Below are 25,921 nucleotides of genomic sequence, written 5' to 3'. Positions count from 1 at the left end.
AAAAATGAAAACAAGAGTTTTTATTGACGGAAAAGAAGGAACAACGGGACTTCAGATATATGAGCGTTTTCAGAACAGAAATGACGTTGAGATAATGCTCATTGACGAGGAAAAGCGCAAGGACGTGAACGAGAGAGCAAAGATGATAAACTCATCGGATATCACTTTTCTCTGCCTGCCTGACGCAGCGGCAATAGAGGCGGCTTCACTTTGCACAAACCCTGATGTCAGGATAATCGACGCTTCTACCGCTCATAGAACAAACCCTGCATGGGATTACGGCTTCCCTGAGCTTTCCGAAAAGCATAGAGAGAATATCCGCAATTCAAAAAGAGTTGCAAACCCAGGCTGTTATGCAAGCGGCTTTATAAGCCTTGTTTATCCTCTCGTAAAGGCAGGAGTGCTTCCTGAGGATTATCCTGTTACCTGCCATGCAGTTTCAGGCTACAGCGGCGGCGGAAAGAAAATGATAGCCGCTATGGAGAGCGAAAATAAAACAAAGGAAATGTATTCTCCACGTCAGTATGCACTTGGGCAGAAGCACAAGCATATCCCTGAAATGCAGGCGGTGTGCGGACTTAAATATAAGCCTATGTTTAATCCGATAGTTGACGACTATTATAATGGTATGGTTGTTTCTGTGCCGCTGGTGACAAGATGTCTGACAAAAAAGTATACACCTGAGAATATCCATGAAATAATGGCGGAGCATTATCTTGGTCAGCATTTCGTTAAGGTAATGGAGCTTGGCGGAACAGAAACGCTTCCTGACGGATTTATCGCAGCGAATACATTGGCCGGAACAAATAATATGCAGATATTCGTGTGCGGAAATGAGGATCAGATATTGCTTATGTCGAGATTTGATAACCTTGGAAAAGGTGCAAGCGGCGCAGCAATACAGAATATGAATATAATGTTGGGGATAAACGAAGCAATGGGGTTGGAATAACAAAAAGCAAAAAACAAACCAAAAGCACCGCACAAAAAATCGCCGGTGCAGGGCGGCGTTAGCCCTGCCGAGGGACGGGGGCGAGCAGCCCCAGCGGGGGCAAAATAAAGCCAAAAGCAAAATCAAACCCAACAGGGGGCAGAGCCCCCTCCACAAAAGTACGGTCTAAAAAAAGCGGCGGACAAAAAAATAAAACAAACCGAAGTAAAATTTCTCAATCAAGCCTAAAAACCAACAAAACTCCGCCGCTTTTGTCATTTGAACAGCGAAGCGTCTTCAAATGACTCGCCAACGGCGACAATAAGCTCCCCCACAAAGGAGAGCAATCCCCGACCAATGAGTGCGAATATAAAAGTGCGGAAAAAATAAGCGGGCAAACGCTGTTCGCCCCTACAGAAATAATTAATAGAAAAAATCTGTCCTGATCTAATTAGTGTGAAAATTTTGTAAGGAGTTTTGAATATGAAAGAGATATCAAAGAAAAATTTCGACGGCTATAAGTATGTAGACGGCGGCGTGTGTGCTGCAAAGGGCTTTAAGGCTAACGGTCTTTATTGCGGCATAAAGGAAAACCCTACAAAAAAACCTGACCTCTGCCTTGTGGAGTCTGACGTTATGTGTTCAGCCGCCGGCGTTTTTACTCAGAATAAGGTCAAGGGTGCTCCTGTTACTGTTTCTCAGAAAAATCTTGCTAAAACAGGCGGCAAGGCTAAGGGCTTTATCCTCAACTCCAAAAACGCTAACACCTGCAACGCTGACGGTGAGGAAAAGGCTTACAAAATGTGCGAGATGACTGCCGAGAAAATGGGCGTTAAGCCTGAGGAAATTCTTATCGCTCAGACAGGCGTCATAGGTCAGATACTCCCTCTCGAGCCTATCGAAACTAAGATAGACGAGCTTTATGAGGGACTTTCCTATGAGGGCAACGAAAAAGCCGCTATTGCTATCATGACTACTGATACAGTGAAAAAGGAAGTTGCTGTTGAGTTTGAGCTTGACGGCAAGATCTGCCACGTTGGCGGCATGGGCAAGGGCAGCGGTATGATACACCCTAACATGGCGACTACGCTCAATGTTATCACTACAGACTGTGCTGTATCTTCCGAAATGCTCAAAAAGGCTCTTACTGATATCGTCAAGATAACATATAACTGCCTGTCTGTTGACGGCGACCAGTCAACGAATGATACCTGTGCTGTTATGGCTAACGGACTTGCAGGAAACCATGAGATAACAGCCGAGGGTGAGAGCTACGAGGTGTTCAAAAAAGCTCTTTATATAGTTATGATGAACATTACTAAAATGCTCGCAAAGGACGGCGAGGGCGCAACTAAGCTTCTTGAATGTACTGTTACCGGTGCAAAAGACCTTGACACCGCTATAATCGTTGCAAAGAGCGTTATATGCTCGCCGCTTTTCAAGTGCGCAATGTTCGGTGCTGACGCTAACTGGGGCAGGATACTCTGTGCTGTTGGATACGCTGAAGCTGATTTTGACATAAACAAGGTGGACGTTTCACTGTCATCAAAGGCAGGAGAGATACACGTTTGCCACAACGGCGCAGGCATAGAGTTCTCTGAGGAAGTGGCTAAGACCGTTCTTCTTGAGGACGAGATAACAATAAGCGTTTCTATCGGCGACGGCAACGGCACTGCCACTGCATGGGGCTGTGACCTTACATATGATTATGTTAAGATAAACGGCGATTACAGAAGCTAAGACATAAAATCAGTATAGGAAAGAAGAATGAGAAATGGACATAAGCAATAAAATCAGAAGTCAGATACTTATTGACGCTCTGCCGCACATTCAGAAATACCACGACAAGATAGTCGTTGTAAAATACGGCGGCAACGCTATGACAAATGCTGAGCTTAAAGAAGCTGTTATGAGCGATATCGTGCTTTTAAGCGAGGTAGGCATAAAGGTAGTTCTTGTTCATGGCGGTGGTCCTGAGATAAATGCAATGCTCAAAAGAGTCGGCATTGAAAGCAAGTTCATAAACGGTCTGAGATACACTGACGCTGAAACTATAGATATCGTTAAAATGGTGCTGTGCGGCAAGGTAAACAAGGAGCTTGTTTGCGCTTTGCAGCTTCACGGCGGAAAGGCTCTCGGTCTTTGCGGCTGTGACGGTCAGATGATACTTGCGCAGAAGCTTGACAGCGAGGTAGACCTTGGTTTTGTGGGAGACATCAAAAAGGTAACAACAAAGCCTATAGTTGACGCACTTAACAACGGTTATGTTCCTATAATCTCCACAGTTGGCGTTGGCGAGGACGGACAGTCTTACAATATCAATGCTGACACTGCGGCGGCGAGAATTGCTTCTTGTCTGAGAGCGGAAAAGCTTATCCTTATGACGGATATAGTTGGTCTGCTGGAGGACAAGGACGATGATTCCACACTTATCCCACAGGTAAACGTCAGCGATGTGCCTTATCTCAAAAAGAAAGGCATCATAAGCGGCGGAATGATACCAAAGATAGACTGCTGTGTTGAAGCCGTAAGACGTGGCGTTAAAAAGACCACTATCATTGACGGCAGAGTACCGCACTCGATACTTATCGAGCTGCTCTCTAACGAGGGTATCGGTACACAGTTTATATAAAATATCAATACATATTGAAAAGAGTGATGAAAATGAACACCATAGAACAGTTCAACGAACACGTTATGCAGACCTATGGCAGAATAGGTCTTGTTATGGAAAGCGGTCATGGTCAGACGGCTGTTGGCGAGGACGGAAAAGAGTATATCGACTTCGGCTCCGGTATCGGCACAAACAGCCTTGGCTACTGCGACGAGGATTGGGTGAACGCTATCTGCGATCAGGCACACAAGATACAGCACACCTCAAACTACTATTACACAAAGGTACAGGCTGACTTTGCAAAAAGACTTTGCGAGGCAACAGGCTATGAGAAAATGTTCTTCGGCAACTCGGGAGCAGAGGCTAACGAGTGCGCTATCAAGCTTGCAAGAAAATACAGCTTTGACAAATACGGCAAGGACGCTGAGAGAAATATCATCATTACCCTTGTAAACAGTTTCCACGGCAGAACGCTTTGCACTCTTTCTGCAACAGGACAGGAGGTTTTCCACAACTACTTCTTCCCGTTCGTTGGTGGATTTGAGAATGTTATCGCTAATGATATTGACGATCTTATGGACAAGCTCAACAAGCTTGACAACAAGGTCTGTGCAGTAATGTTCGAGTTCGTTCAGGGCGAGGGCGGTGTTATACCTCTTCAGCAGAGCTTTGTAAACACTATCATGCTTGAGTGTGCAAAGAGGGATATCCTCACTATCGCAGACGAGGTACAGACAGGCGTTGGCAGAACTGGCAAGCTCCTCACATCTGAGCTTTACAACGTAAAGCCTGACATAACCACACTTGCAAAGGGTCTTGCAGGCGGTGTTCCAATAGGCGTGTGCCTTGCGAACAAGAAGTGCAGTGAGGTACTTGGCAAGGGTACACACGGCTCGACGTTTGGTGGAAATCCTATTTCCTGCGCAGGCGGAAACGCAGTTCTTGACAAGGTGACAAAGCCTGAATTTCTTGAAGAAGTTCGCAAAAAGAGCGAATATTTCAGAGAAAAGCTTGTCCAGATAGACGAAGTTGAGGGCGTTGACGGACTTGGTCTTATGATAGGCGTAAGGCTCAAAACCAAGAAAGCCGCTGATGTGCTTAACAAATGCTTTGAAAACGGACTTCTTATTCTCACAGCAAAGGACAAGCTGAGATTTTTGCCACCGCTGAATATCTCATATGAGCAGATAGACAAGGGACTTGCTATACTGAAAAAAGTTCTTGACGAGAAATAACAAAGTGTGTAGGTGCGAACAGTGTTCGCCCGTTTGATACGCAATACCAAATAAAAATCAAATTACGGAGGAAATATTATGAAACATTTACTTAAAATGCTCGACCTTTCCAAGGAGGAAATTCTCGACATTCTCAATCTTGCAGACCAGCTCAAATACGAAAACAAAAACGGTATCGAGCATCACATTCTCAAGGGCAAAACTCTCGGAATGATATTCCAGAAGTCCTCTACCCGTACAAGAGTTTCTTTTGAAACAGGTATGTACCAGCTTGGCGGTCAGGCACTTTTCCTTTCAAACCGTGACCTCCAGATAGGCAGAGGCGAGCCTGTTCAGGACACAGCCCGTGTTCTTTCACGTTACCTTGACGGCATCATGATCCGTACTTTTGAGCAGAAAGAGGTTGAGGATCTTGCTAAATACGGCTCTATCCCTGTAATAAACGGTCTGACAGACTTCTGCCACCCTTGTCAGGTGCTTGCTGACCTTATGACCATCAGAGAGTTCAAAGGACGTTTCGAGGGTCTGAAAATGTGCTACATAGGCGACGGCAACAACATGGCAAACTCGCTTATCGTTGGTGGACTTAAGGTAGGCATGGAAGTTTCTATCGCTTGCCCTAAGGATTATCAGCCTGCTGCTGAGGTTCTTGAATTTGCCAAGGGCTACGGCGACAAGTTCTCAATGACAGACGTTCCTCTTGAGGCTGCAAAGGACGCTGACGTTCTGTTCACAGACGTTTGGACTTCAATGGGCGAGGAAGCTGAGACAGAGAAGAGAAAGATCGCATTCAAGGGCTATCAGATAAATGACGATATCATGGCTGTTGCAAAGGCTGACGCAATGGTACAGCACTGTCTGCCTGCTCACCGTGAAGAGGAGATAACAGAAAAGGTATTCGAGGCTCACGCAAATGAGATATTCGAGGAAGCTGAAAACAGACTTCATGCACAGAAAGCCGTTATGGTCAAGGTAATGGGTCCGCAGGAATAATTCGCATATGACAAAAGCCGTCCACGCTGGTGGGCGGCTTTTTTGTGTTGAACACATCAAAAAGGTCTTTGATGTGACGGGATAAAAAGATCCGCAGTCCTCAAAGAACTGCGGTCATAGTTAAATAACATTTTCATTTACGATATGGTAGCTTTGCAGAATTTCTGGGTCAAACTGAATGAGTGAGATCATTCTGCGTGCAGGACCGATAGGCTGGTTCGTACCTGTTTCCCACGCCTCAACAGTTTTTGTCGAAACTCCGATCACTGCGGCAAATACCGCCTGCGTAAATCCCAGCTTTTTTCGGATCGCTTTTATATCTTCAGCAGATATATCAGGCAAAGGCTCTATTCTAAGAGTTGTTTTTTAGCAGAAATTTTACCTTTTTCGTAGTCAACTGCCTCGTTAAGTCCAGTAATTATGCTGTCAAACACATTCATATTAAAGCTGGTCTCCTTCGTATTTATTATTGAAGTTGTAATATACTTTCTCATTTGGAAGCACTGCCTTAATCGGATAAACTGACATCCCAAAAGAATCTGTAAAAATAACATCTTCTCCAATATGTTTTTCAAGAAACTCATCAGAAAAATCAGATATTAAACCAATGCTGATAGCTCCATTCCTTGTAAAATTCAATCCTTCAATTTGTATACTCTTTTCAATCAAAGAACAATCTGAAGTGTGAAAAAAATTCAACAACATTTTTTGAATATCTCGTTCGATTTGAATCTGATTATCAAGATAATATCTGATTGCTTCTTCTTGTTCAAATGAAATTACAGCATCTTTTTGATTTGAGTATATACATAGATACAGGTCAAAAGTTTTATCCCATAATGTAATGATAAAGCTCTTCTTTGTGTACCAATCTGTTTTTTTAATCAAAGTTCCTAATACAGGATGCTCAATTGTAGTTGGTTTATTTTTTTTCTTTGTCTTTCCAAAAAACATAATCTCGCCTTTAAAATTTGTATGGCTTAGCCCATTACTACCTCAACATTTACTGTTGCACCATTTTCAGCTACAGGGAGAACATTGCCCTCTACTGCCTTGCCGTCAACAGTTACGCTCTTTATGCCCTTGCAAACGTGGTCAGGGTTCTTAACAGTGATGTTGTATGTTGCACCTCTGTACTGACGTGTTGCTGTCATGCCGTCCCACTCGTGAGGGATAGATGGATCTATCTTCAAGCCGTCAAAGTCAGCCTGTACTCCGAGAATGTACTGTGAGATAGCTACCATGTTCCAAGCGGCTGTACCTGTGAGCCAGCTGTTCTTGCCCTCGCCGAATCTGCTTGCGTCCTTACCAGCGATCATCTGACCGTATACATAAGGCTCTGTCTTATGAAGATCAGATATCTCCTCGTTGAATGCAGGAGCTATCTTGCTGTAATACTCAAATGCCTTGTCGCCTCTGCCTGCATATGCTTCTGCGCAGATTATCCAAGCGTTGTTGTGTGTGAAGATACCGGCGTTCTCCTTATATCCGCCCGGATATGTGGATATCTCACCATACTGGATATAATACTTTGAGTATGCAGGGTTGTTAAGAACAAGACCATACTTTGTATTGAGGTACTTGTCGATAGAATCAAGTGTCTTGATGTCAGCGCCCTCGTCCTTGCCTATTTCAGACATAACTGCGAAGCCCTGTGGCTCGATGAATATCTTGCCCTCTTCGCACTCCTTTGAGCCCATTTTTGCGCCTGTGGAATCGTAAGCTCTCAGGAACCAATCGCCGTCAAATGCAGATTCCATAACGTTCTTCTTCATCTTGTCTATCTCAGCCTGTGCTGCGGCAGCCTCATCGTCCTTACCAAGGTGCTTGAGGATAGACACATAGTTAGGGCCTGTGTATGTAAAGAGTGTTGCCACCATTACAGACTCAGCTACCTTCGAGTAGCCGCCCTCGGCTGCAAACTTAGGGTTTGTATAAGTCTGGAAGCTCTCGCCCGGAGTGTCAGAGTAGCATGAAAGGTTGATACAATCGTTCCAGTCAGCTCTCATTGCAAGTGGCAGACCGTGAGGGCCGAGGTTATTTACAACGTGATAGAATGATACCTTAAGGTGATCGAGCATTGGCTTAGCCTTTGACTCGTCATTATCGTATGGCACCATTTCGTCAAGGATAGACCAGTCGCCTGTTTCCTTGATGTATGCGGAAACTGAGAGGATCATCCACAGTGGGTCGTCTGAGAAGTCACCGCCGATATCGGAGTTGCCCTTCTTTGTAAGAGGCTGATACTGATGATAGCAGCCGCCGTCAGGAAGCTGTGTAGAAGCGATGTCGATGATACGCTGTCTTGCACGGTCCGGTATCTGATGAACGAAGCCGAGGATATCCTGGTTTGAATCTCTGAAGCCCATTCCTCTGCCGATACCGCTCTCGAAATATGATGCGGAACGTGAAAGGTTGAATGTTACCATGCACTGATACTGGTTCCAGATATTTACCATTCTGTTTACCTTGTCATCAGGTGTGTCAACATTGATAACGCTGAGAAGTCTGTCCCAAGTTGCCTTGAGTTCTTCAAGACCTGCGGCTACCTTTTCAGGAGTGTTATACTGCTCGATCATTGCGAGAGCCTTTTCCTTATTGATAGTAACGCCGTCAGCCTCGAACTTCTTATCAACAGGCATTTCAACATAGCCGAGGATAAATACAAGAGTCTTTGACTCGCCCGGAGCAAGTGTTATCTTCTTGTAGTGTGAAGCGATAGGTGACCAGCCGTCTGCAAATGAGTTGTTAGCCTTGCCTGCTTCAACAGCCTGTGGGTTATGGAAGCCGTTATAAAGACCGATAAATGAATCTCTGTCTGTATCATAGCCGTCTATCTCGTCATTTACTGTATAGAATGCAAAGTGATCTCTTCTGTCTCTGTATTCTGTTTTGTGATAGATAGTTGAACCTACTACCTCAACACGGCCTGTGCTGAAGTTTCTCTGGAAGTTTGTGCAGTCGTCCTGAGCGTCCCAAAGACACCATTCTGCAAATGAGAAGAATGAGAATGTTTTTTCTTCATTGCTCTCGTTTGTGAGAACTACCTGCTGAACTTCGCCGTTATAGTTCTGAGGAACAAAGAATGTAGCCTCAGCCTTAAGTCCATTCTTCTTACCTGTGATGATAGTATAGCCCATACCGTGACGGCACTCATAAAAATCAAGCTCTGTCTTTACCGGTGACCAGCCCGGATTCCAGATAGTTTCGCCGTCTTTGATATAGAAATATCTTCCGCCCATGTCGATAGGCACGTTGTTGTAACGGTAACGAGTTATTCTTCTCAGTCTTGCGTCCTTATAGAAGGAATAGCCTCCTGCTGTGTTGGAGATAAGTGAGAAGAATTCCTGTGTGCCAAGATAGTTTATCCATGGATATGGCGTTCTTGGATTGCTGATGACATATTCCTTTTTCACGTCATCAAAATGACCAAATTTCATCAATAATTTCCACCTTTCGTAATTTATCTATTGTTAATTAATTTCTTAATTATAACCATTGTGAAGTGTATAGCCGTCACAAAGTGATCAAGCCAACGGGCGAACGCTGTTCGCCCCTACATTTACAGAGCTGTTACATAACTCTCATTCTGCATAATGATAGTTTTTTCTATTATTCAGTAAAGAATCTCTGCCAGCACTTGAATGTGTGACCCTTTGTTATCTCCTCATATCCGCTCACTTCGTTAGGCAGGCTGAGATTAGGAGAGTTTATCATAGCTGTCATTGGTTCAGGGCAGAAATATCCTTTATTGCCCTTATCGTTCCACATATTCCAGAACTTAAATTCTTTTGACACCTCGTTGCAAACCTTATGACCATTGTCAGTATCCACAACATAAGAGCCATAGAAGTCCTTACCGTCAAGCTTGTTCATGCCTGCGGTGTACATATCGTTTGAGATATTATGCAGGGTAGGCATTTTTGTACCCTCTTTATATTCAAGGTCTTTCTTTTTAAGAGGCAAAAGCTTTTCTGTTGGCAGACATCTCTTGTCAAGCTCGCACTTTTCGATTATCGGCACGCACATTCTCATTGATTCCTCCCTGCCACCGTCGCACATTGGCGCATTAAGGCAGGTATGAGTACATATTGAAACAGGCAGAGCCTTGTCGCTGTTGTTTGTCAGGTATATCTCCTGCAAAAGACCGTTTTCAGAAAGCGTAAACGTATAGGATATTTTAAAATCCACCGGAAAATAAGAATACATCTCGTCATTCTTGTCAAAGGTATAAGAAGTAACAAGCACAACTTTTTTATCCTGTGTTGAATAACACTCTATTTCGTGTTCTCTCTTATGCACCCAGCCATGGATAAAATTATCAAGCTTTTTCTCATTTACAGGCATTTGATACACTGCGTCAGAGGTCTTTATAATGCCCTTATCAAAGCGATTAGGCAAGAAAAGAGTAGGCAGTCCCCATATCTCTCTCGCCTTATTTATAGTCTTGAGAGTGCAGTCATCACGATATCTGAACACCTCTATGCCGTTTTCCTCGTCACGAAGCCTCAGCACAGCAGCACCAAGTTTTGGTGCGATAACGCAGGAATACTTTCCCGACTGCATTCTGACACATTCCGTATCTTTAAACATGAATTTAAGGTCTATATTATTCAAAAAAGTAACGCCCCCATAATGCAAAGCGATGATCTTCCTCCCGCTTTACCATACATTTTTACTTAAACGATTAACATACAATCATTATAACATAGCCCGTCGCTTTTGTCTAGTACAAAACGCAGATTTTTATATAGAATTTTCGCTGCGTTTTTTAGTAGTTTTTTACCAAACGTTCAATGAATAATCCAAAAAAATATGACAATACTACAATCAACAGCCCGCTGACAGACGGACTGCTCTATATCTTAAACAATCAAAGGAGGAGTTTCTCATGATAGATAGGATCGCACTGCTGCTTCTCATAATAGGCGGCATAAACTGGGGGCTTGTGGGCATTTTCCAGTTCGACCTTGTGGCATTTCTTTTCGGAGGCGCTGCAGCGATACTAAGCAGGATCATCTACGTTTTGGTAGCTATTTCGGCTATCTGGTGCATTTCACTGTTTTTCAAAGACAACAGACTTGTCACCGAGCAGTAGTCCCCTGCAGGTCATGACGGCAGGAGAGGGAGCTTGTTTCAGAGGGCAGCATTTTATCACGGGTTTGCCTGCTGCATATTCTAAAATCGGCTCTCTTTCCTGCTGTCATGACCTTATTTTTTTGTTTTAAACATTAAAATTTGAACATCACAGACACTAAAAATGGATAAGATATTTTACTTTTTTAAGTCGATTTAAGTTCAGACCTCACGCAGATGTCATTGTTAGCATAATGTCAACGAAATATTTGTGCAAAATCCCGAATTTTCAGAAAATTAATAAGTTCTTTGCAACTTTTTCTTGACTATCGCTACAAAAGAGGTTATAATTTAATTGATGTTAAGGATATTGAACATAATTTGTTTGATTTAACATCCGTTTTGTTGTCTCCTTTCTTTTGTTCTACACATAGTTTTTTTTATTTTATTTTCTGCTGAGCACCGTTGCTCAGCATTTTTTTTGCCCATTTTATGCACACGTTGAAAAATTCATATTTTAGAGTTATAATGTTACCTTATGGACTAATAAAACAATATGTCAGTTCTTATCTGTCAAAACGTTTTCGTCGTGAAAGAAAGGAGTAAATAGAATATGAGATATCTTATAGTTGTTGATATGCAGAATGATTTTGTCACGGGCAGTCTTGGCTCAAAAATGGCAGAAATGATCGTTCCTGCTGTCTGTGAAAAAATACGCAGTTACAAGGCTCAGGGCAGCACTGTATTCATGACCCTTGACACGCATTTCAAGGATTATCTTGAAACGCCTGAGGGAAAAAAGCTCCCTGTGGAGCATTGCATAAAAGGCACCGAGGGCTGGCAGCCTGAGGCTCAGGTAGCTGAGGCTATCGGTGGAAGCGCAGAGGTCTATGAAAAAAACACATTCGGCTCGGCTGAGCTTGCACAGCACCTTGCTGAAATAACAAAGGCAGGGGACGAGATAGAGCTTTGCGGACTTTGCACAGACATTTGCGTGGTATCAAACGCTTTGCTAATAAAAGCTTTTTGTCCTGAATGCGAGGTCATAGTTGACGCAAACGCCTGTGCAGGAGTAACGGAAGAAAGCCACAAGGCGGCACTTGTTACAATGGCGTCATGTCAGTGCAGGATAGATAATTTTTGATTTGAGGGGGAACACCGCTTCGGTGGAATGATTTATGAGTGGTTTCAAAAAAGGTCTTAAAGACGGCATACCTATTGCTTTGGGGTATCTTTCGGTATCTTTTACATTTGGACTTCAAGGCGTAAAAGGTGGTCTGAGCTGGTGGGAAACTGTGCTTATCTCTATTTGCAATGTGACCTCGGCAGGTCAGTTTGCAGGACTTGACATTATGCTGTCGGGGGGCGGTTTCTGGATAGAAATGGCTTGTGCACAGTTTATCATCAATCTGAGATATGCCCTTATGTCAATATCTCTTTCACAGAAAGCTGACAAGTCACTGTCGGGAATACACCGCTGGCTGGTAGGCTTCGGAGTGACAGACGAGATATTTGTCATGGCAATGGGAAATATAGGGGAAGTTTCAAGGCAGTATATGTATGGGCTTATCGCTTTACCTGTAGCAGGCTGGTCGCTGGGGACTCTTATAGGTGCGGCGGCAGGAAAAATACTTCCTGAGATAGTCATAAGCGCACTTAGCATTGCAATATACGGAATGTTCCTTGCAATAATAATACCGCCTGCAAAGAAAAACAAGGGCATTGCAATGGCGGCGATATTGGCGGCTCTTCTTAGCTGTTGTTTCAAGTGGCTGCCTATTCTTAATAAGGTATCCGGAGGATTTTCCATAATAATCTGCACCGTTCTTTCCGCAGGAATAATGGCGGCTCTCATGCCTGTGAAAAATGAGGAGGACGGTCAATGCTGAGTATAAGAGATTTCTTCATTTATCTTTTCATTATGGCAGGAGTGACCTATCTTATTCGTGCCCTGCCGTTGGTGATATTCAAGGGCAAGATAACAAACAGATTTGTGCAAAGCTTTCTTTACTATGTGCCATATGCTGTGCTTGGAGCAATGACTTTCCCGTCCATACTTTTCTCAACGGGGAACCTTGCGGCTTCCATAGCAGGACTTATAACAGCCTGCGTGCTTTCATTCAAGGAAAAAAGCCTTATTATAGTTGCGGCATTTGCCTGCCTTGCAAGCTTCTGCGTGATACTTATTTGTCAGCTTATCTAAATGTAGGGGCTGGCGTCCTCGACAGCCCACCGGCTAAGGACGTTGCATATGTTCTTTACTGTTATTTAGTCATACTTTGACCTTTCTGCTATATGCGGAGAGGTCTTTATTATTACTATTTTTATATAGCATATGAAATATCGTAAATGCAGTATAAAATTTTCGGCTAGTTTCATATTCTTTTCTTGCAAATAATTCTGGGCTGTGATATAATCTTATTGTGTGAAAACGTTTACTGTTTTTGATCTATGACAAAATATATGGAGGTATTGCAATGTCAGACACAATGAACATTTCTCCTGAGCTCTTGGAGAAAATGAACAGGTATTGGGAAGCTGCTAATTATCTTTCGGCAGGTCAGCTCTATCTGCTTGACAATCCGCTTCTCCGTGAGCCACTCACAATGGATCACGTCAAGAAAAAGATAGTTGGTCACTGGGGTACTGTACCTGGTCAGAACTTTATCTATGTTCACCTTAACAGAGTCATCAAGAAATATGACCTTGACATGATCTATATTTCAGGCCCTGGTCACGGAGGAAACTTCATGGTAGCCAACACCTATCTTGAAGGCTCTTATTCTGAGGTATATCCTAACATTTCAAGAGATGTTGAGGGTATGCAGAAGCTGTTCAAGCAGTTCTCTTTCCCAGGAGGAATCTCATCACACGTTGCGCCTGAAACCCCAGGTTCTATAAACGAGGGCGGTGAGCTTGGTTATTCACTTGCACACTCATTCGGCGCTGTATTTGACAACCCTGACCTTATCACAACTTGCGTTGTCGGCGACGGTGAGGCTGAAACCGGTCCTCTTGCAACAGCATGGCACTCAAACAAGTTCCTGAATCCTAAGACTGACGGTGCTGTACTTCCTATACTTCACCTTAACGGCTACAAGATATCAAATCCAACTGTATTCTCAAGAATTTCTCATGAAGAGATAAAGAGCTTCTTTGAGGGTTGCGGCTGGAAGCCATACTTTGTCGAGGGCGACGATCCTATGACAATGCACAAGCTTATGGCTGAAACTCTTGACACTGTTATCGAGGAAATAAAGACTATCCAGAAGAACGCAAGAGAAAACGGCGTTACTGAAAGACCAAAGTGGCCTATGATAATATTCCGTTCACCAAAGGGCTGGACAGGTCCGAAGGTTGTAGACGGCAAGCAGATAGAGGGTACATTCAGAGCGCATCAGGTACCAATGACAATGGAAGCTCCTGAGCATCTGAAAATGCTTGAGGATTGGCTCAAGAGCTATCACCCTGAGAAGCTTTTCACAGAAGAGGGCAGACTTATCCCTGAGCTTGAGGAGCTTGCTCCTACAGGCGACAGAAGAATGGGCGCAAACCCACACGCTAACGGCGGACTTCTTCTGAGAGATCTCAGACTTCCTGATTTCAGGAAATACGGCATTGATGTGCCTGCTCCTGGTGCAGTTGAAGCACAGGATATGATAGAGCTTGGTGGATTTGTAAGAGATATATTCAAGCTTAATGAAGAAAGCAGAAACTTCCGTATCTTCGGGCCTGACGAGACAATGTCAAACAGACTTGGCAAGGTCTTTGAGGCAACAAACAGAGATTGGAACGCTGACAAGCTGGACAACGACGAGTTCCTTGCCTCTGACGGTCGTGTTATGGACTCTATGCTTTCTGAGCATATGTGCGAGGGTTGGCTGGAGGGCTATCTGCTCACTGGACGTCACGGTTTCTTCGCAAGCTATGAGGCTTTCATCAGAATTGTTGACTCAATGTTCTCACAGCACGCTAAGTGGCTCAAAGTTACTTCACAGCTCCCATGGAGACAGAAGATTGCTTCACTTAACTACATACTTTCTTCCAACGTATGGCAGCAGGATCACAACGGATTTACACATCAGGATCCAGGCTTCCTCGATCATGTTGCAAACAAGAAAGCAGACGTTGTAAGAATGTATCTCCCACCGGACACAAACTGTCTGCTGTCATGCTTTGACCACTGCATACGTTCAAAGAACTATGTAAACGTAATGGTAACATCAAAGCACCCAAGACAGCAGTGGCTCACAATGGAGCAGGCTGTTAAGCACTGCACACAGGGTATCGGTATCTGGGAATGGGCTTCAAACGATCAGGGTCAGGAGCCTGACGTTGTTCTGGCTTGCTGCGGCGACACACCTACACTTGAAGCACTTGCGGCAGTAACTATCCTGAGAAAGAATCTTCCACAGGTAAAGATAAGATTTATCAACGTCGTTGACCTGTTCAAGCTTCAGCCACAGTCAAAGCACCCACACGGACTTTCCGACGCTGACTTTGACGCACTGTTCACAAAGGACAAGCCTATCGTATTTGCATTCCACGGCTATCCTACACTTATCCACGAGCTTCTCTATCATCGTCACAACCGCAACCTTTATGTATGCGGCTACAACGAGGAGGGTACGATCACAACTCCATTCGACATGAGAGTTCAGAACGAGATAGACCGTTTCCACCTTGTTATGGAGGTTATCAAAAGACTTCCACAGCTCGGAAACACAGGCGCTTATCTCCACCAGCTCATGCAGGACAAGCTTGTTGAACACAAGCAGTATATTGCTGAATATGGTCTTGATATGCCTGAGATCAGAGATTGGAAATGGGATATCTGATAAAAAAGCCTTTCTATTAATTAAATATACCCACACAAAAAGGGACTTCCATTTATTCGGGAGTTCCTTTTTTGTGCATAAAAATATCCCCCGCCTTGTGACGAGGGATAAAAAGTGCTAAGTCTATGAATTACTTTCTGTTGTTTGCTATCTTTGCAAGGAGATTCAGTATTTTAAGATAAAGATAAATAACGCCTACGATAAGACCATAGCTTGCATACCATTCATACTGAGCAGGAAGCCCCTGTTCAACTGTCATCTGGATAGTTTCAAAATCGCACATAAGAAGCGCTGCGGCGATAAGAACGCCAATAACAGCGAAAAGTATGCCGATAGGGCCGTTGTTTATTGCAACGATTGAAGTGTAGATAGCTGAATGAGGTGCGAGCCATGCAAGAAGCATGAAAAGCAATCCGCCTATGATAGAGACCCAAAGGCAGGTGATAAGAGCAGTTTTCATTCTGCTTCCCACACGAACGCCCTTTGAATAGATAACTGCAAGCACTGCAACTGTGAGAAGCGTCAGTGTAACGGCTTCAACTATTATGCCTTTCCACTGCATTGCGTAGATCATTGACATAAAGGTGAGAGCATATCCCATACCTGCGGAATAGATAGAGCCTGTTACCGCCGTTGTTTTCGGAGCGAATGAAGCCACAAGTCCTGCTATTGCTGTTGCGATAATAGCGCCGACAAAGATAGCATACTCAGTGGAAAAAGCCTGCGCACCACCGCCGAAGAAGTTGTGAATGTAAAAATATGCTCCCATGCCTGCGGCGAAAACTGCAACAAAATACAAGGTCTTCATTGCAATGCCCTTATAGCTTGCCGCCTCCATGCCGTAAGTGGACTGTGCAAAAGAGCGCAGTTTTTTCACTCGTGGATTTGAATAGCTTTCAGAAAAATTATTATAATCGTTCATGAATTTGCCTCCTTTATTTTTTTCGCCAATATTTATTTTCATGGCTTATATACTATTATACATATTTTCTTAAAAAAGTCAATATGATTTTTCAGGCAACAACGCAAGGTTCTTTTTTGGGACTTGTCCGCATATGATGTAAGCAAAGGCAAAAGCACTGAAAAATCTTGTGCAGTCAAAACGTTTCGCACAATGTTATCAAGGCTATGCCAAAAAATCGGAAAGGAAGATACATTGTGCTGGATATACTTGAAAAGAAGCTTACGGAAAATCAGACCACAAGAAAGGGGCTAACAACTGCGGAAGCTGAAAAGCGGCTCAGTACGGACGGAGAGAACCGCCTTGCCAAAAAGAAAAAGACCTCTGCGGCGAAAATTTTTGCAGGACAGTTTCACGACGTTATGGTGATGATACTTCTTGTGTCGGTGGTGATATCCGTAGCACTTGGGCAATATGCTGACGCTGTGCCTATCGTGCTTATAGTTATCATTAACGCTGCGCTGGGATTTATTCAGGAATACCGCTGTGAAAAAACTCTGGAAAAGCTTGAAAATATGACCGCTCCCACCGCCATGGTATATCGTGACGGCAGGCTTGTGAAAATTCCTGCGTCGGAGGTCGTGGCAGGAGATGTTTTTACTCTCGAAGCAGGTGACAGAGTGCCTTGCGATGGCTACATAAACTCATCAAGGGCGTTATCATGCGACGAATCTGCACTCACTGGCGAAGCTGTGCCTGCGATAAAGAAATGCCGTACATCTGAGATAGATTTTACCGCTTTGAATAAGGATTACATGGTATACATGGGAACAGTTGTCACAAAGGGCGTTGGCGAGGTCACGGCGGTGGCAACAGGTGAGCGAAGCCAAATGGGCAGGGTTTCAACCATGCTTGATGAGATAAAAGAGCCTGAAACTCCATTGCAAAAGAAACTCGGAGAGCTTGGCAGAACTCTTGCTATCATCTGCCTTGCAGTGTGCGTGGTAGTCTTTATTGCAGGCGTACTAAGGGGCGAGCCTGTTCTCAATATGGCAATGACAGGAATAACCATAGCCATTGCCGCAATACCTGAAGGCTTGCCTGCCACGGTGACTATAGCGCTTGCCCTTGCGGTCAGAAAAATGCTAAAGCGTCAAGCACTTGTACACAGGCTTCATTCAGTGGAAACTCTTGGCTGTGCCACTGTTATCTGCACTGACAAGACAGGCACTGTGACAATGAATAAAATGACAGTTACCGATATTTTCACCTGCACCGAAAAAAGCCGTGCTTACGGCGTAACAAAAGAGGGAGCAAGCTTTGATGACAAAGCCCTCAAAGCATGGGAAAGCCCTGACCTTGGCAGGATACTTTTGTGCGGCGCAGCCTGCAACAACGCACGGCTCTGCCCACCTGAGAAGATAAAAAAGCGTGACAGGGGCGGCAGACAAAGCGAACTTAGTGCAGAGGGCGACCCTACAGAAACAGCCATACTCATAGCCTGCGCAAACGCAGGTATAAACGTCAGCTCCCTTGGTTACAGACGAACTGACGAGTTTCCATTTGAAAGTGAAACACGCTCCATGACGGTAATATGCGCTGACGAAAAGGGGGGCACAACGGCATTCAGGAAAGGCGCTTTTGACGTTATCATAAAAGAATGCAGCCACGTTTTTTCTGACAGCGGCGAGCTTTTGACATTTGGCGGAGCAATGAGAAAACAGGCTTTTTACAAGTGCGATGAATACGCTTCAAAAGGTCTGCGTGTGATAGCATTTTCACAGCAGGTGGACGGGGAATGGGCTTTTCTTGGACTAATGGCAATGAAAGACCCTCTCAGGGCTGAAGCCGCAAAAGCGGTGGCGGAATGTCAGCGTGCAGGCATAAAGACAGTTATGATAACAGGCGACCACAAGCTCACTGCCCAGGCTATTGCAAAAGAAGCCGGCATTATGAAAGCAGGCTCTATCGCTTTGACAGGCGACGAGCTTGACAGAATGGACGACAAACAGCTTGACGAGGTAATAGAAAACTGCCGTGTGTTCGCAAGGGTGACACCTGAACACAAGCTCAGGATAGTAAAGGCATTCAAAAACCGTGGGCACGTTTGTGCAATGACAGGCGACGGGGTAAACGACGCACCTGCTATAAAAGAAGCCGACATAGGCGTATCAATGGGAATATCAGGCACAGAGGTCACAAAACAGGCGGCTGACGTAATACTTCTTGACGATAATTTTGCCACCCTTGTGAACTCCGTTGAGGAGGGCAGGACCATATATCAGAACATAAGAAAATTCGTGCGCTACCTTATTTCCTGCAACATAGGCGAGGTCATAACAATGCTCGGTGGAATTTTAATGGGACTTCCAATGGTACTGCTTCCAGCGCAGATACTTCTTGTAAACCTTGTTACAGACAGCCTGCCTGCAATTGCGCTGGGGCTTGAGCCTGCGGAAAGCTCGGTAATGAAAAAGCCACCTAGAAAAGAGGACGACAGCTTTTTCAGCGGCGGACTTATGTGGCATATCGTCATAAGAGGGCTTCTTATCGGTATCTGCACCCTTGCAAGCTTCACTGTTCTGCTCACTAACACCCATTCTCTCGGCACTGCAAGAACAGGTGCGCTTATAACCCTCGTACTTAGTCAGCTTATCCATGTGTTTGAATGTAAATCGGAAGAAAAGACGCTTTTCACTGTGCCTTATCTTTCAAACCCATTCCTGCTTTTCTCTGTATTCATATCAGCGGCAGCGCTGTTTGCAGGCATATGGCTCCCTGTTCTGCAAAAGATATTTTTCACAGCCGTTCCGAGCCTTGGAGAGTTTCTTGTGGCGGCGTCAGCGGCGGCTATCGTGCCTGTTGGGGCAGGCATAATGCCAAAGCTTTTTATGGGCAAAAAATCTCCTGACGTAACAGTGAACATTCCGCAGAATTAAGTCTACGGAGAGTAGATTGACAAATCGCTTTAGGTATTATATGATATTACCATGGAGGCGATACAATGGACAATGAAAAAACAGGCAGACTTATCCGTGAACTGCGCACTGAAAAAGGTCTGACGCAGGCTCAGCTTGCACAGCTTATACACGTCAGCGACAAGGCGGTATCAAAATGGGAAAGGGGTCTGGGCTGCCCGGACGTTTCGCTGCTTGGCACACTTTCAGAGGTGCTGGAAGTCAATATCGACAAGCTTCTTCAAGGGGAGCTTGGGGAAAATTCGGAGGCTGTTACAATGAACAAAATAAAATTCTATGTATGCGAAAAATGCGGCAGCGTTTTCACATCACTTGGGGGCGGAGAGCTTTCATGCTGCGGCAAAAAGCTTACACCCCTTACAATGAAAGACGCAGACGAGGGTCACGCCTTGAAGCTTGAAGAGGTGGAGGACGAATGGTTCGTCACCTGTCCTCACGAGATGACAAAGGGTCACTATATCTCGTTCATAGCGTTTGTATCCTATGACAGGGTGACGCTTGTCAAAACCTATCCTGAGCAGGATCTTGCAGTGAGATTTCCACAAAGCAGAGCAGGATATTTCTGCTATTACTGTACAAACGACGGTTTCTACAAATTCAAGCCGTAGCAAAAGACCGACAGGGCGAAAGCTTTGTCGGTCTAATTTTTTAATCCATATTTTTTATCCAGCCTTTTAAATATCCTGCCAAAGGGTTTTGATAAAACCAGCAGGAAGAACACGTTTGAAACTGCGTATATAAGGGTAAAAAAAGCTGACGAGCCAACAAGGGCAAGGTATCTGCTGAGAATAAATGCGTTATCAGCCCACAGACAGCTCCACAAGTCCATGATAAGAGAAAACGCCGTTCCTGAGATTATGCCGAAGGTCACAAGGAGTGGCTTGCTTTTTATAAGCTTATCAGCCAACATTCCTGCAAAATATCCGGTCAGACCCCACACGAGCATTTGAAAAGGCGTCCACGCACCTTGTCCGAAATAGAAGTTTGAGATAAGGGCAGTCATTGCGCCTGTCATAAAGCCCGATTCTCTTCCCATATAAAGAGCTGTTATGATAACGATTGCGGTGCAGGGCTTAAAGCCCGGCAGAAAGCTGAAAACTATCCTGCCGAAAATAGACAATGCGGTCATGGCGGCTATTATCACAAGCTGTGTACTGTCGGAGTGCTTTTTCTCAAAGTGGAGAAAATAGCCTGCCACGGTAAGAATGGCAAGTGCTGCGGTGACGAAAGAATAGAAGCGTTCTCTGAAAAACATTATGCCGCCAAAGCACACAAGGGGTATGACAAGAAGATAGATAAGCCCTGACACAAGTTTTTTACTGCTCATTTTGACCTCTTTTCACCATTGCGAGCCGTTCTCTTACGGCTGTTGACGTCACTGCACCACTGAAAAAGCCCCTTGTGAGCCTTGCGGCGGCGGTGGTGTAAAAGCGATTGTGGGAGAAAAACTCCACGGCATTATCCTCTGCGACTATCTTCCCGTCAAAAAGAAGTCCGCACCTGTCGCAGTATTGTGCGGCAAATTCAAGGTCATGGGTCACAAGAAGTATCGTCCTGCCCTCGTCTTTTAGGTCCAAAAGAATATCACCAAGAGCCTTTTTGGCGAAACTGTCCATGCCCTTTGTACACTCGTCGAGGACTATTATTTTCGGGTCAGCAAGAAGAATTTTAGCAAAGGCACATTTCTGTATCTCGCCGCCACTGAGATCCCAAGGGTGGCGGTCAAGAAGATGTTCTATGCCCATGCGCTGTGAAACATTTTCCACTGCGGCTTTGTCACCGCTTTGCAAAAGATCCTCACGGACGCTTTCTTTTACAAACATTGTCACAGGCTCTTGGGGCAAAAATGCAAGCATTTCACGGAAAAGCGAGCCGTTTTTATAGGCTTTCTGTTTTTTCCCGAAAAGTGAAACAGTGCCCATATAAGGCTTGCAAAGTCCGCATATCACACGCAGGAGCGTTGATTTTCCGCCGCCGTTTGAGCCTAAAAGCCCATAGCACTCCCCTTTTCTGATACCAAGATCACAGCCTTTGAGGATATCGGGGGAATCTTTTTCATATCTCTGCCACAGATCTTTGAACTGCAGGGCATACGGCTCAGCACGTTCTGTATCAGTGACAGCCTGCTTTGGAATATCCGTCACGCCAAGCTTTTCAAACTTCGCCCTGCCTTGTCTTACATTGAGGGGCAGGTCGTCGCAAAGCCTTGCGAACGCCTTGGCGGTTTCGGGAAGAAAGCCCTCCAGAGCGTTCTTCACAAAATATTTTGCAGTCAAGGCAGGCGTACCGAAAAACTCGGTTTTGCCCTTTGCAAGATACAAAATTTTGTCGCAGGAGTCAAAAAGCTCCTCGGGGTCATGCTCGGCAATGATGATAGTCACGCCCATTTCTTTGTTAAGGCGGTCTAAAATGCCAAGAAGCTCCCTTGCGGCAACGGGGTCGAGCTGTGCGGTAGGCTCATCAAGAAGCAGGATATCAGGGTCTGTGGCCATGACGGAACACAGAGCGACAAGCTGTTTCTGACCGCCCGAAAGTGTGGAGATATCCCTGTCATAGAGCGACTCGATACCGAAAAAAGCCGCCATTTCACCAACACGGCTTTGTATCTCACCACTTTTCACACCAAAGCTTTCAAGCCCGAAAGCAAGCTCAGCCGATACTTTGTCGCACACCGTCTGGCTGTCAGGGCTTTGCATTACAAAGCCTATCTTTTCGGCACTTTCTCTATCAGAAAGCTCGCTTCTGTCCTTGCCCATAAGGGTGATGTTTCCGGAAAGCTCGCCCCTTGGGGAAAGCTCTCTTTTCAGAAGCCTGAGCAAAGTAGATTTTCCGCTTCCCGAAGCACCGCAGAGCATTATTTTTTCGCCTTTTTTCACTGAAAAAGTGCAGTCAGAAATGGCATAGTCCGTGCTTTCGTTATATTTGAAAGCTACATTTTCGCAAGACAATATTTCCATTTTATGCTCTCCTTTACTTCAAGAATAAACGGGAAAACGCATAGTAATGCGAACATTCCCACAGGAAAAACGCTGTTTTCAAGCTTTATCACAGGGTAAAAAGCGGCGGACAGCTCGCCCCTTGCGGAAAATATCAGCACCAATGCAAAGATAACTGCAAAAACCGCCACAAAAATGCTGTCCCATGCTCTGAACTTGAACGAGTGTGCAAAGCTTCGTTTCTGGATACCATAACCACGGGCTTTCATTGAAGCGGCTGTGTCCGCTCCCCTTTCAAGCGTGCCTGCACAAAGGGCTGTGAACACTGTGCAGTCTTTTTTCAGGCGGTCAAAACGGCTGTCGGAGATGTTCGCACCAGAGCAATTCAAAGCGTCCAAAAGCTGTCTGTGAAGCCTTTTGAGCTTTGGGATAAGGCCCATTGTCATTGTTATCACAAGGGCAGCTTTTGGCGTTTTTCGGCCGAAAATGTATAGGAGCTTTTCCCTTGTAAGCACCTTTCCAAGAGCTTTGCACCACATTATCACAGCGGTGAGGGATAAGCCGGCGGTCAAGCCATAAAAAAGGGCTTCCTTTGTGTAAGCCTTGCCGTTTACGAAAAGCAGCGGCGTTACGCCCTTATGTGAAAAAAGTGGATTTGTGACAGTCAAAACGGCGGTAAGAAAGATGTAGAAAGCAAGGTCTGATGCGGTCTGTCTACAGCTTTGAGTTATGGCACAGAACAGGAATGCTCCCACTGCCGAGCATATACCAACGGCTGGTGAAAAGCAGAACATTGTCACCGCAAGCACAGTCGCAAAATACACAAGGGCGGTCAAAGGGTGAAAAGCTGACAACCTCATTTCACCGCCTCCTTTGTGTAGTCGCAAACGTAGTAAAACTCCACGCTGTCACCGTCATGGAGGACATACTGTGAACAGCCCTTATCGGGGCTTTCGCCATTTACCGTATAGGTCCACCCTGAGGACGGACCGCAGGAAAACTCGTAGATATTGTTTATGCCACGGACATACACAGTGTTGTAAATATTATCCTCTGAGCCTTGATAATCAAGGGGTATCTTCTCACACCTTGTAGCTTTTTCCAACAGATCAAAGGCGGTGTCGCCCTCACGGAGGACATATTTTTCCGCAGGCATAACAATGCCGTCTGAGGGAACATAGCACTCGTCACGAAGATTTTTGTCAAGCATATCGTAATTATCCAAAATATCAGAGCAATCCACTGTCAGAGTGACAGTGTGAGCGGCATTTGCGGTATCGTCGCTGTGCAGGCTGTAATACTCGTCAACGGACTGAATATCAACGCCCTTTATGACCGCTGCCACTGCCAAAATTATGACTATGAGCAGAGCGATATCCTTTTTCACTTTTCTGCTCCCTCCTGAACTTTGAGCTTTTTGGCTTTCTTTGCCTGATCTGCGAAATTTTTAACCACTGCTATTTCCTCTTTGGTTATTTCGAGCCTTGAAAATCTCGCCCTTTCGTATATTTTCTCGCACTCTGCAAAGCTTTCCGCCATATCAGCGCCAAAGGTCTTTTTTATGCTCTCGGAAAGCTCTCTTGGCGTATGGTCTGAGAAATTCCTGCCGCAAAGCTTTTTTCTGCCTGCAAAGAACAGCTTCTCCACCTTTTTGCTGTCAGGCAGAGCGGCAAACTTTCTTTTTCTTACCAAAGCTATTATTGCCACAATAAGGCAGAGTATAAGTATTACCGCACCGATAACGATATATGCCGCATAGCTTTTCTCCGCAGGTTTAGTCTTGTTCTCCTCAAAGATCTCTTCCCTTGGTTTGTCCTCGTCCTCGGGAGCAAGGGCTTCGCCGCCTTGGTTGGTGGGCTTTGCTTTTACAGAGCTGTCGTCCGTTTTTATCATGCCAACATAATCGGGGCAGACCTCGAAAGGCTGCCAGCCTATGCCGTCTTTGTAATACTCCGCCCAATAGTGGAGCTGTTTTGAAGTGACGGTCAGGGCTGAGTTATCTGTAAGGCCTTTGGTCATATCTGATGTGATAAAATATCCTCTGCAAAGTCTGGCAGGAACGCCCTTTGCACGGAATATCTTCACAGCAGCGGCAGCAAAATCCTCCTCGCCCCCACGGCAAGTTACCTCAAGCATATCTGCAAAAGAGCTTTCGCCCCCATAGGTCTTTGACCTGTCAAGCACTGCGTCTGACACAAAAAAGCTTAGCATATCAGACCGCAGTTTACCCTGAGAACCTTGCAGATCAAAATGGTTTGCGGCAAGCTGTTTGTCCTCGGCTGATATGTCAAGGCAGGTGGAATAAACATAGTCACGATAACCCTTTTCTGTAGCAAGATAATCCGCAGGCTCAGAAGTGCGCAGGGTATCAAATGTGCCAAAAGGCTTTGTGAGATAGCCTTCCGATACCGCAAGCCTGTAATAGCTTTTGGTGTTCTCAAAGCTTCCGCCTATTATCTTTGGGTCGGAAAAAGCGTTCTCTGCGGCGGTCATACCATAGGTATAAAGGGGTTTTCCGCCATTTTTGATGTTTACTGTAACATTGCCGCTGTCGGATATATCAATGGCATTGTCAAGCAAAGCGGTCTGAAAAGCCGGTGAGAAATCAAGCTTATCAAGCCAATAAAACTCGTCTGAGTAGGCATATTTCTCCTCACCGCTAAGCTCCCCCCACACGCCGTTAGTTTCTTTCTCAAAACGGCTCTCCAGAAGATACAATGGCTGTGGGTGCTCCATTATGATCTCGTACTCACTTTTCGTATTAAAGCGATCGGCAAAGGCAAAGTTGGAAAGCTTATCAAAAAGCCCTGTCAGGCAGGCTATAAGCACTGCGCAAAATGCTGTAAGTATAAGCACAAAGGGCTTCAAATCGCCTTTTATGCTGCCGGAAAACGTCAATGCAAGGATACCTAACGCAACTTCTGCAGTGGCATAGTACAGAGGGATATCAATAAAGATACCTGCGCACAAAAACAGCGCAAGCATTGCCACTGTAAAAACTCTGCTGTCAAGACGGCTGAAAATACTCTGCACTGTGGAAACTATCACTGCACCCACGCAAAGAGCAAGCCAAGGGTCTGAGCTTTTTTCCACAAGCATTTCCACTACTCCTGCGCTTTTACCGTGGGCGATCAAGACGCAGTTCAAAAGCCCTGCAAGGCTTGTTAAAAACTTCTTGTGGAATATCACCGCCGACAATAGTGCGGTGAAAAATGGTATAGGCAAAGTCTTTTTTGATACCCCTGCAAGGGCTGTCAATATGCACACACCTATCAGGACAAAGGCTCGCCAGCCCATACCAAGCGACAATGACAGCAGGAGCATTGTCACTGCACCAAAAAGGCTCTGCATGATATAAACACCCTTTGAAAAGTGCTTTTCCACATAGCAAATACTTGCTGTCAAAATTGTCACCTCTT

Annotated in this window: 22 protein-coding genes; 12 read left to right on the top strand and 10 right to left on the bottom strand. The window is 45.0% G+C overall.

Features of this window, described 5'->3' with window-relative positions:
* Nucleotides 1-4: 4 nt before the first annotated feature.
* The 5 genes from argC to argF all read left to right on the top strand — a co-directional run bounded on the left by argC (nucleotide 5) and on the right by argF (nucleotide 5,773).
* Nucleotides 5-952 (top strand): N-acetyl-gamma-glutamyl-phosphate reductase, encoded by a 948-nt coding sequence (argC, locus tag OCV57_RS06450; RefSeq protein ID WP_267300872.1) that lies wholly within the window; start codon nucleotides 5-7, stop codon nucleotides 950-952.
* 462 nt (nucleotides 953-1,414) lie between these two features.
* A complete protein-coding gene (gene argJ, locus OCV57_RS06445; RefSeq protein ID WP_267300871.1) occupies nucleotides 1,415-2,671 on the top strand; it encodes a bifunctional glutamate N-acetyltransferase/amino-acid acetyltransferase ArgJ in 1,257 nt (418 codons plus the stop codon).
* 34 nt (nucleotides 2,672-2,705) lie between these two features.
* Nucleotides 2,706-3,563, top strand: a complete 858-nt coding sequence (argB, locus tag OCV57_RS06440; protein WP_022288154.1) for an acetylglutamate kinase — start codon at nucleotides 2,706-2,708, stop codon at nucleotides 3,561-3,563.
* Nucleotides 3,564-3,595: 32 nt separating this feature from the next.
* Nucleotides 3,596-4,780 (top strand): aspartate aminotransferase family protein, encoded by a 1,185-nt coding sequence (locus OCV57_RS06435; RefSeq protein WP_267300869.1) that lies wholly within the window; start codon nucleotides 3,596-3,598, stop codon nucleotides 4,778-4,780.
* A gap of 78 nt (nucleotides 4,781-4,858) precedes the next feature.
* On the top strand, nucleotides 4,859-5,773 hold the full coding sequence (gene argF / locus OCV57_RS06430; protein ID WP_046439882.1) for an ornithine carbamoyltransferase: 915 nt from the start codon (nucleotides 4,859-4,861) through the stop codon (nucleotides 5,771-5,773).
* A gap of 120 nt (nucleotides 5,774-5,893) precedes the next feature.
* Here the strand turns inward: argF and OCV57_RS06425 are convergent, their stop codons facing one another.
* The 4 genes from OCV57_RS06425 to OCV57_RS06410 all read right to left on the bottom strand — a co-directional run bounded on the left by OCV57_RS06425 (nucleotide 5,894) and on the right by OCV57_RS06410 (nucleotide 10,390).
* Nucleotides 5,894-6,115, bottom strand: coding sequence for a helix-turn-helix domain-containing protein (locus OCV57_RS06425; RefSeq protein ID WP_242843639.1), 222 nt, complete (start codon nucleotides 6,113-6,115; stop codon nucleotides 5,894-5,896).
* A gap of 99 nt (nucleotides 6,116-6,214) precedes the next feature.
* The gene (locus OCV57_RS06420; RefSeq protein ID WP_022288158.1) at nucleotides 6,215-6,727 is read right to left on the bottom strand and encodes a hypothetical protein; all 513 of its coding nucleotides are present in this window, start codon (nucleotides 6,725-6,727) and stop codon (nucleotides 6,215-6,217) included.
* A gap of 26 nt (nucleotides 6,728-6,753) precedes the next feature.
* Nucleotides 6,754-9,213 carry a glycoside hydrolase family 94 protein gene (locus OCV57_RS06415; protein WP_267300868.1) on the bottom strand — a complete coding sequence of 820 codons (2,460 nt, stop codon included), beginning with the start codon at nucleotides 9,211-9,213 and terminating at the stop codon, nucleotides 6,754-6,756.
* Nucleotides 9,214-9,385: 172 nt separating this feature from the next.
* The gene (locus OCV57_RS06410) at nucleotides 9,386-10,390 is read right to left on the bottom strand and encodes an aldose 1-epimerase (protein ID WP_195221561.1); all 1,005 of its coding nucleotides are present in this window, start codon (nucleotides 10,388-10,390) and stop codon (nucleotides 9,386-9,388) included.
* Between the two features lie 274 nt (nucleotides 10,391-10,664).
* On the opposite strand from OCV57_RS06410, the gene OCV57_RS06405 reads away from it, so the two are divergent.
* The 5 genes from OCV57_RS06405 to OCV57_RS06385 all read left to right on the top strand — a co-directional run bounded on the left by OCV57_RS06405 (nucleotide 10,665) and on the right by OCV57_RS06385 (nucleotide 15,687).
* Nucleotides 10,665-10,871, top strand: a complete 207-nt coding sequence (locus OCV57_RS06405; RefSeq protein WP_022288161.1) for a DUF378 domain-containing protein — start codon at nucleotides 10,665-10,667, stop codon at nucleotides 10,869-10,871.
* A gap of 591 nt (nucleotides 10,872-11,462) precedes the next feature.
* Nucleotides 11,463-11,993 carry a cysteine hydrolase family protein gene (locus OCV57_RS06400; RefSeq protein WP_267300866.1) on the top strand — a complete coding sequence of 177 codons (531 nt, stop codon included), beginning with the start codon at nucleotides 11,463-11,465 and terminating at the stop codon, nucleotides 11,991-11,993.
* A 34-nt stretch (nucleotides 11,994-12,027) separates the two neighbouring features.
* Complete coding sequence (locus OCV57_RS06395) at nucleotides 12,028-12,738, top strand: AzlC family ABC transporter permease (RefSeq protein WP_195388538.1); 711 nt, start codon at nucleotides 12,028-12,030, stop codon at nucleotides 12,736-12,738.
* Nucleotides 12,732-13,052 (top strand): AzlD domain-containing protein, encoded by a 321-nt coding sequence (locus OCV57_RS06390; protein WP_195388537.1) that lies wholly within the window; start codon nucleotides 12,732-12,734, stop codon nucleotides 13,050-13,052. Before OCV57_RS06395 ends, OCV57_RS06390 begins: the two co-directional genes overlap by 7 nt.
* A 274-nt stretch (nucleotides 13,053-13,326) precedes the next feature.
* Nucleotides 13,327-15,687 carry a phosphoketolase family protein gene (locus OCV57_RS06385; RefSeq protein ID WP_046439888.1) on the top strand — a complete coding sequence of 787 codons (2,361 nt, stop codon included), beginning with the start codon at nucleotides 13,327-13,329 and terminating at the stop codon, nucleotides 15,685-15,687.
* Between the two features lie 130 nt (nucleotides 15,688-15,817).
* Here the strand turns inward: OCV57_RS06385 and OCV57_RS06380 are convergent, their stop codons facing one another.
* On the bottom strand, nucleotides 15,818-16,609 hold the full coding sequence (locus tag OCV57_RS06380; protein ID WP_038672465.1) for a Bax inhibitor-1/YccA family protein: 792 nt from the start codon (nucleotides 16,607-16,609) through the stop codon (nucleotides 15,818-15,820).
* Between the two features lie 236 nt (nucleotides 16,610-16,845).
* On the opposite strand from OCV57_RS06380, the gene OCV57_RS06375 reads away from it, so the two are divergent.
* Nucleotides 16,846-19,527 (top strand): cation-translocating P-type ATPase, encoded by a 2,682-nt coding sequence (locus tag OCV57_RS06375; RefSeq protein ID WP_267300862.1) that lies wholly within the window; start codon nucleotides 16,846-16,848, stop codon nucleotides 19,525-19,527.
* A 65-nt stretch (nucleotides 19,528-19,592) separates the two neighbouring features.
* A complete protein-coding gene (locus OCV57_RS06370) occupies nucleotides 19,593-20,174 on the top strand; it encodes a helix-turn-helix domain-containing protein (protein WP_117938994.1) in 582 nt (193 codons plus the stop codon).
* 32 nt (nucleotides 20,175-20,206) lie between these two features.
* Here OCV57_RS06370 and OCV57_RS06365 read toward each other — a convergent pair whose 3' ends face one another.
* Genes OCV57_RS06365 through OCV57_RS06345 form a run of 5 tightly spaced genes read right to left on the bottom strand, consistent with a single transcriptional unit; the run spans nucleotide 20,207 to nucleotide 25,907 of the window.
* On the bottom strand, nucleotides 20,207-20,893 hold the full coding sequence (locus OCV57_RS06365) for an ECF transporter S component (protein WP_267300861.1): 687 nt from the start codon (nucleotides 20,891-20,893) through the stop codon (nucleotides 20,207-20,209).
* Entirely contained in the window at nucleotides 20,883-22,523 is a 1,641-nt protein-coding gene (locus tag OCV57_RS06360) for an ABC transporter ATP-binding protein (protein ID WP_267300860.1), read from the bottom strand. The genes OCV57_RS06365 and OCV57_RS06360 overlap by 11 nt, the downstream gene beginning before the upstream one ends.
* The gene (locus OCV57_RS06355; protein ID WP_022288169.1) at nucleotides 22,496-23,362 is read right to left on the bottom strand and encodes an energy-coupling factor transporter transmembrane component T; all 867 of its coding nucleotides are present in this window, start codon (nucleotides 23,360-23,362) and stop codon (nucleotides 22,496-22,498) included. The genes OCV57_RS06360 and OCV57_RS06355 overlap by 28 nt, the downstream gene beginning before the upstream one ends.
* Nucleotides 23,359-23,889, bottom strand: a complete 531-nt coding sequence (locus OCV57_RS06350; RefSeq protein WP_022288170.1) for a DUF4430 domain-containing protein — start codon at nucleotides 23,887-23,889, stop codon at nucleotides 23,359-23,361. Before OCV57_RS06350 ends, OCV57_RS06355 begins: the two co-directional genes overlap by 4 nt.
* Nucleotides 23,886-25,907 (bottom strand): transglutaminase-like domain-containing protein, encoded by a 2,022-nt coding sequence (locus tag OCV57_RS06345; protein WP_267300858.1) that lies wholly within the window; start codon nucleotides 25,905-25,907, stop codon nucleotides 23,886-23,888. The genes OCV57_RS06350 and OCV57_RS06345 overlap by 4 nt, the downstream gene beginning before the upstream one ends.
* Nucleotides 25,908-25,921: the final 14 nt, after the last annotated feature.

The organism is Hominimerdicola aceti (assembly GCF_025567495.1).
GTDB classification, from domain to species: Bacteria; Bacillota; Clostridia; order Oscillospirales; family Ruminococcaceae; genus Hominimerdicola; species Hominimerdicola aceti.
This window is presented reverse-complemented; position numbering and strand designations above follow the sequence as displayed.

Coding starts and splice junctions, on each gene's coding strand:
- argB (WP_022288154.1), top strand. CDS start 2,706: ATGGACATAAGCAATAAAATCAGAAGTCAGATACTTATTGACGCTCTG.
- OCV57_RS06435 (WP_267300869.1), top strand. CDS start 3,596: ATGAACACCATAGAACAGTTCAACGAACACGTTATGCAGACCTATGGC.
- argJ (WP_267300871.1), top strand. CDS start 1,415: ATGAAAGAGATATCAAAGAAAAATTTCGACGGCTATAAGTATGTAGAC.
- OCV57_RS06390 (WP_195388537.1), top strand. CDS start 12,732: ATGCTGAGTATAAGAGATTTCTTCATTTATCTTTTCATTATGGCAGGA.
- OCV57_RS06400 (WP_267300866.1), top strand. CDS start 11,463: ATGAGATATCTTATAGTTGTTGATATGCAGAATGATTTTGTCACGGGC.
- OCV57_RS06405 (WP_022288161.1), top strand. CDS start 10,665: ATGATAGATAGGATCGCACTGCTGCTTCTCATAATAGGCGGCATAAAC.
- OCV57_RS06355 (WP_022288169.1), bottom strand. CDS start 23,362: ATGAGGTTGTCAGCTTTTCACCCTTTGACCGCCCTTGTGTATTTTGCG.
- OCV57_RS06420 (WP_022288158.1), bottom strand. CDS start 6,727: ATGTTTTTTGGAAAGACAAAGAAAAAAAATAAACCAACTACAATTGAG.
- argC (WP_267300872.1), top strand. CDS start 5: ATGAAAACAAGAGTTTTTATTGACGGAAAAGAAGGAACAACGGGACTT.
- OCV57_RS06380 (WP_038672465.1), bottom strand. CDS start 16,609: ATGAACGATTATAATAATTTTTCTGAAAGCTATTCAAATCCACGAGTG.
- OCV57_RS06365 (WP_267300861.1), bottom strand. CDS start 20,893: ATGAGCAGTAAAAAACTTGTGTCAGGGCTTATCTATCTTCTTGTCATA.
- OCV57_RS06395 (WP_195388538.1), top strand. CDS start 12,028: ATGAGTGGTTTCAAAAAAGGTCTTAAAGACGGCATACCTATTGCTTTG.
- OCV57_RS06415 (WP_267300868.1), bottom strand. CDS start 9,213: ATGAAATTTGGTCATTTTGATGACGTGAAAAAGGAATATGTCATCAGC.
- OCV57_RS06370 (WP_117938994.1), top strand. CDS start 19,593: ATGGACAATGAAAAAACAGGCAGACTTATCCGTGAACTGCGCACTGAA.
- OCV57_RS06360 (WP_267300860.1), bottom strand. CDS start 22,523: ATGGAAATATTGTCTTGCGAAAATGTAGCTTTCAAATATAACGAAAGC.
- argF (WP_046439882.1), top strand. CDS start 4,859: ATGAAACATTTACTTAAAATGCTCGACCTTTCCAAGGAGGAAATTCTC.
- OCV57_RS06385 (WP_046439888.1), top strand. CDS start 13,327: ATGTCAGACACAATGAACATTTCTCCTGAGCTCTTGGAGAAAATGAAC.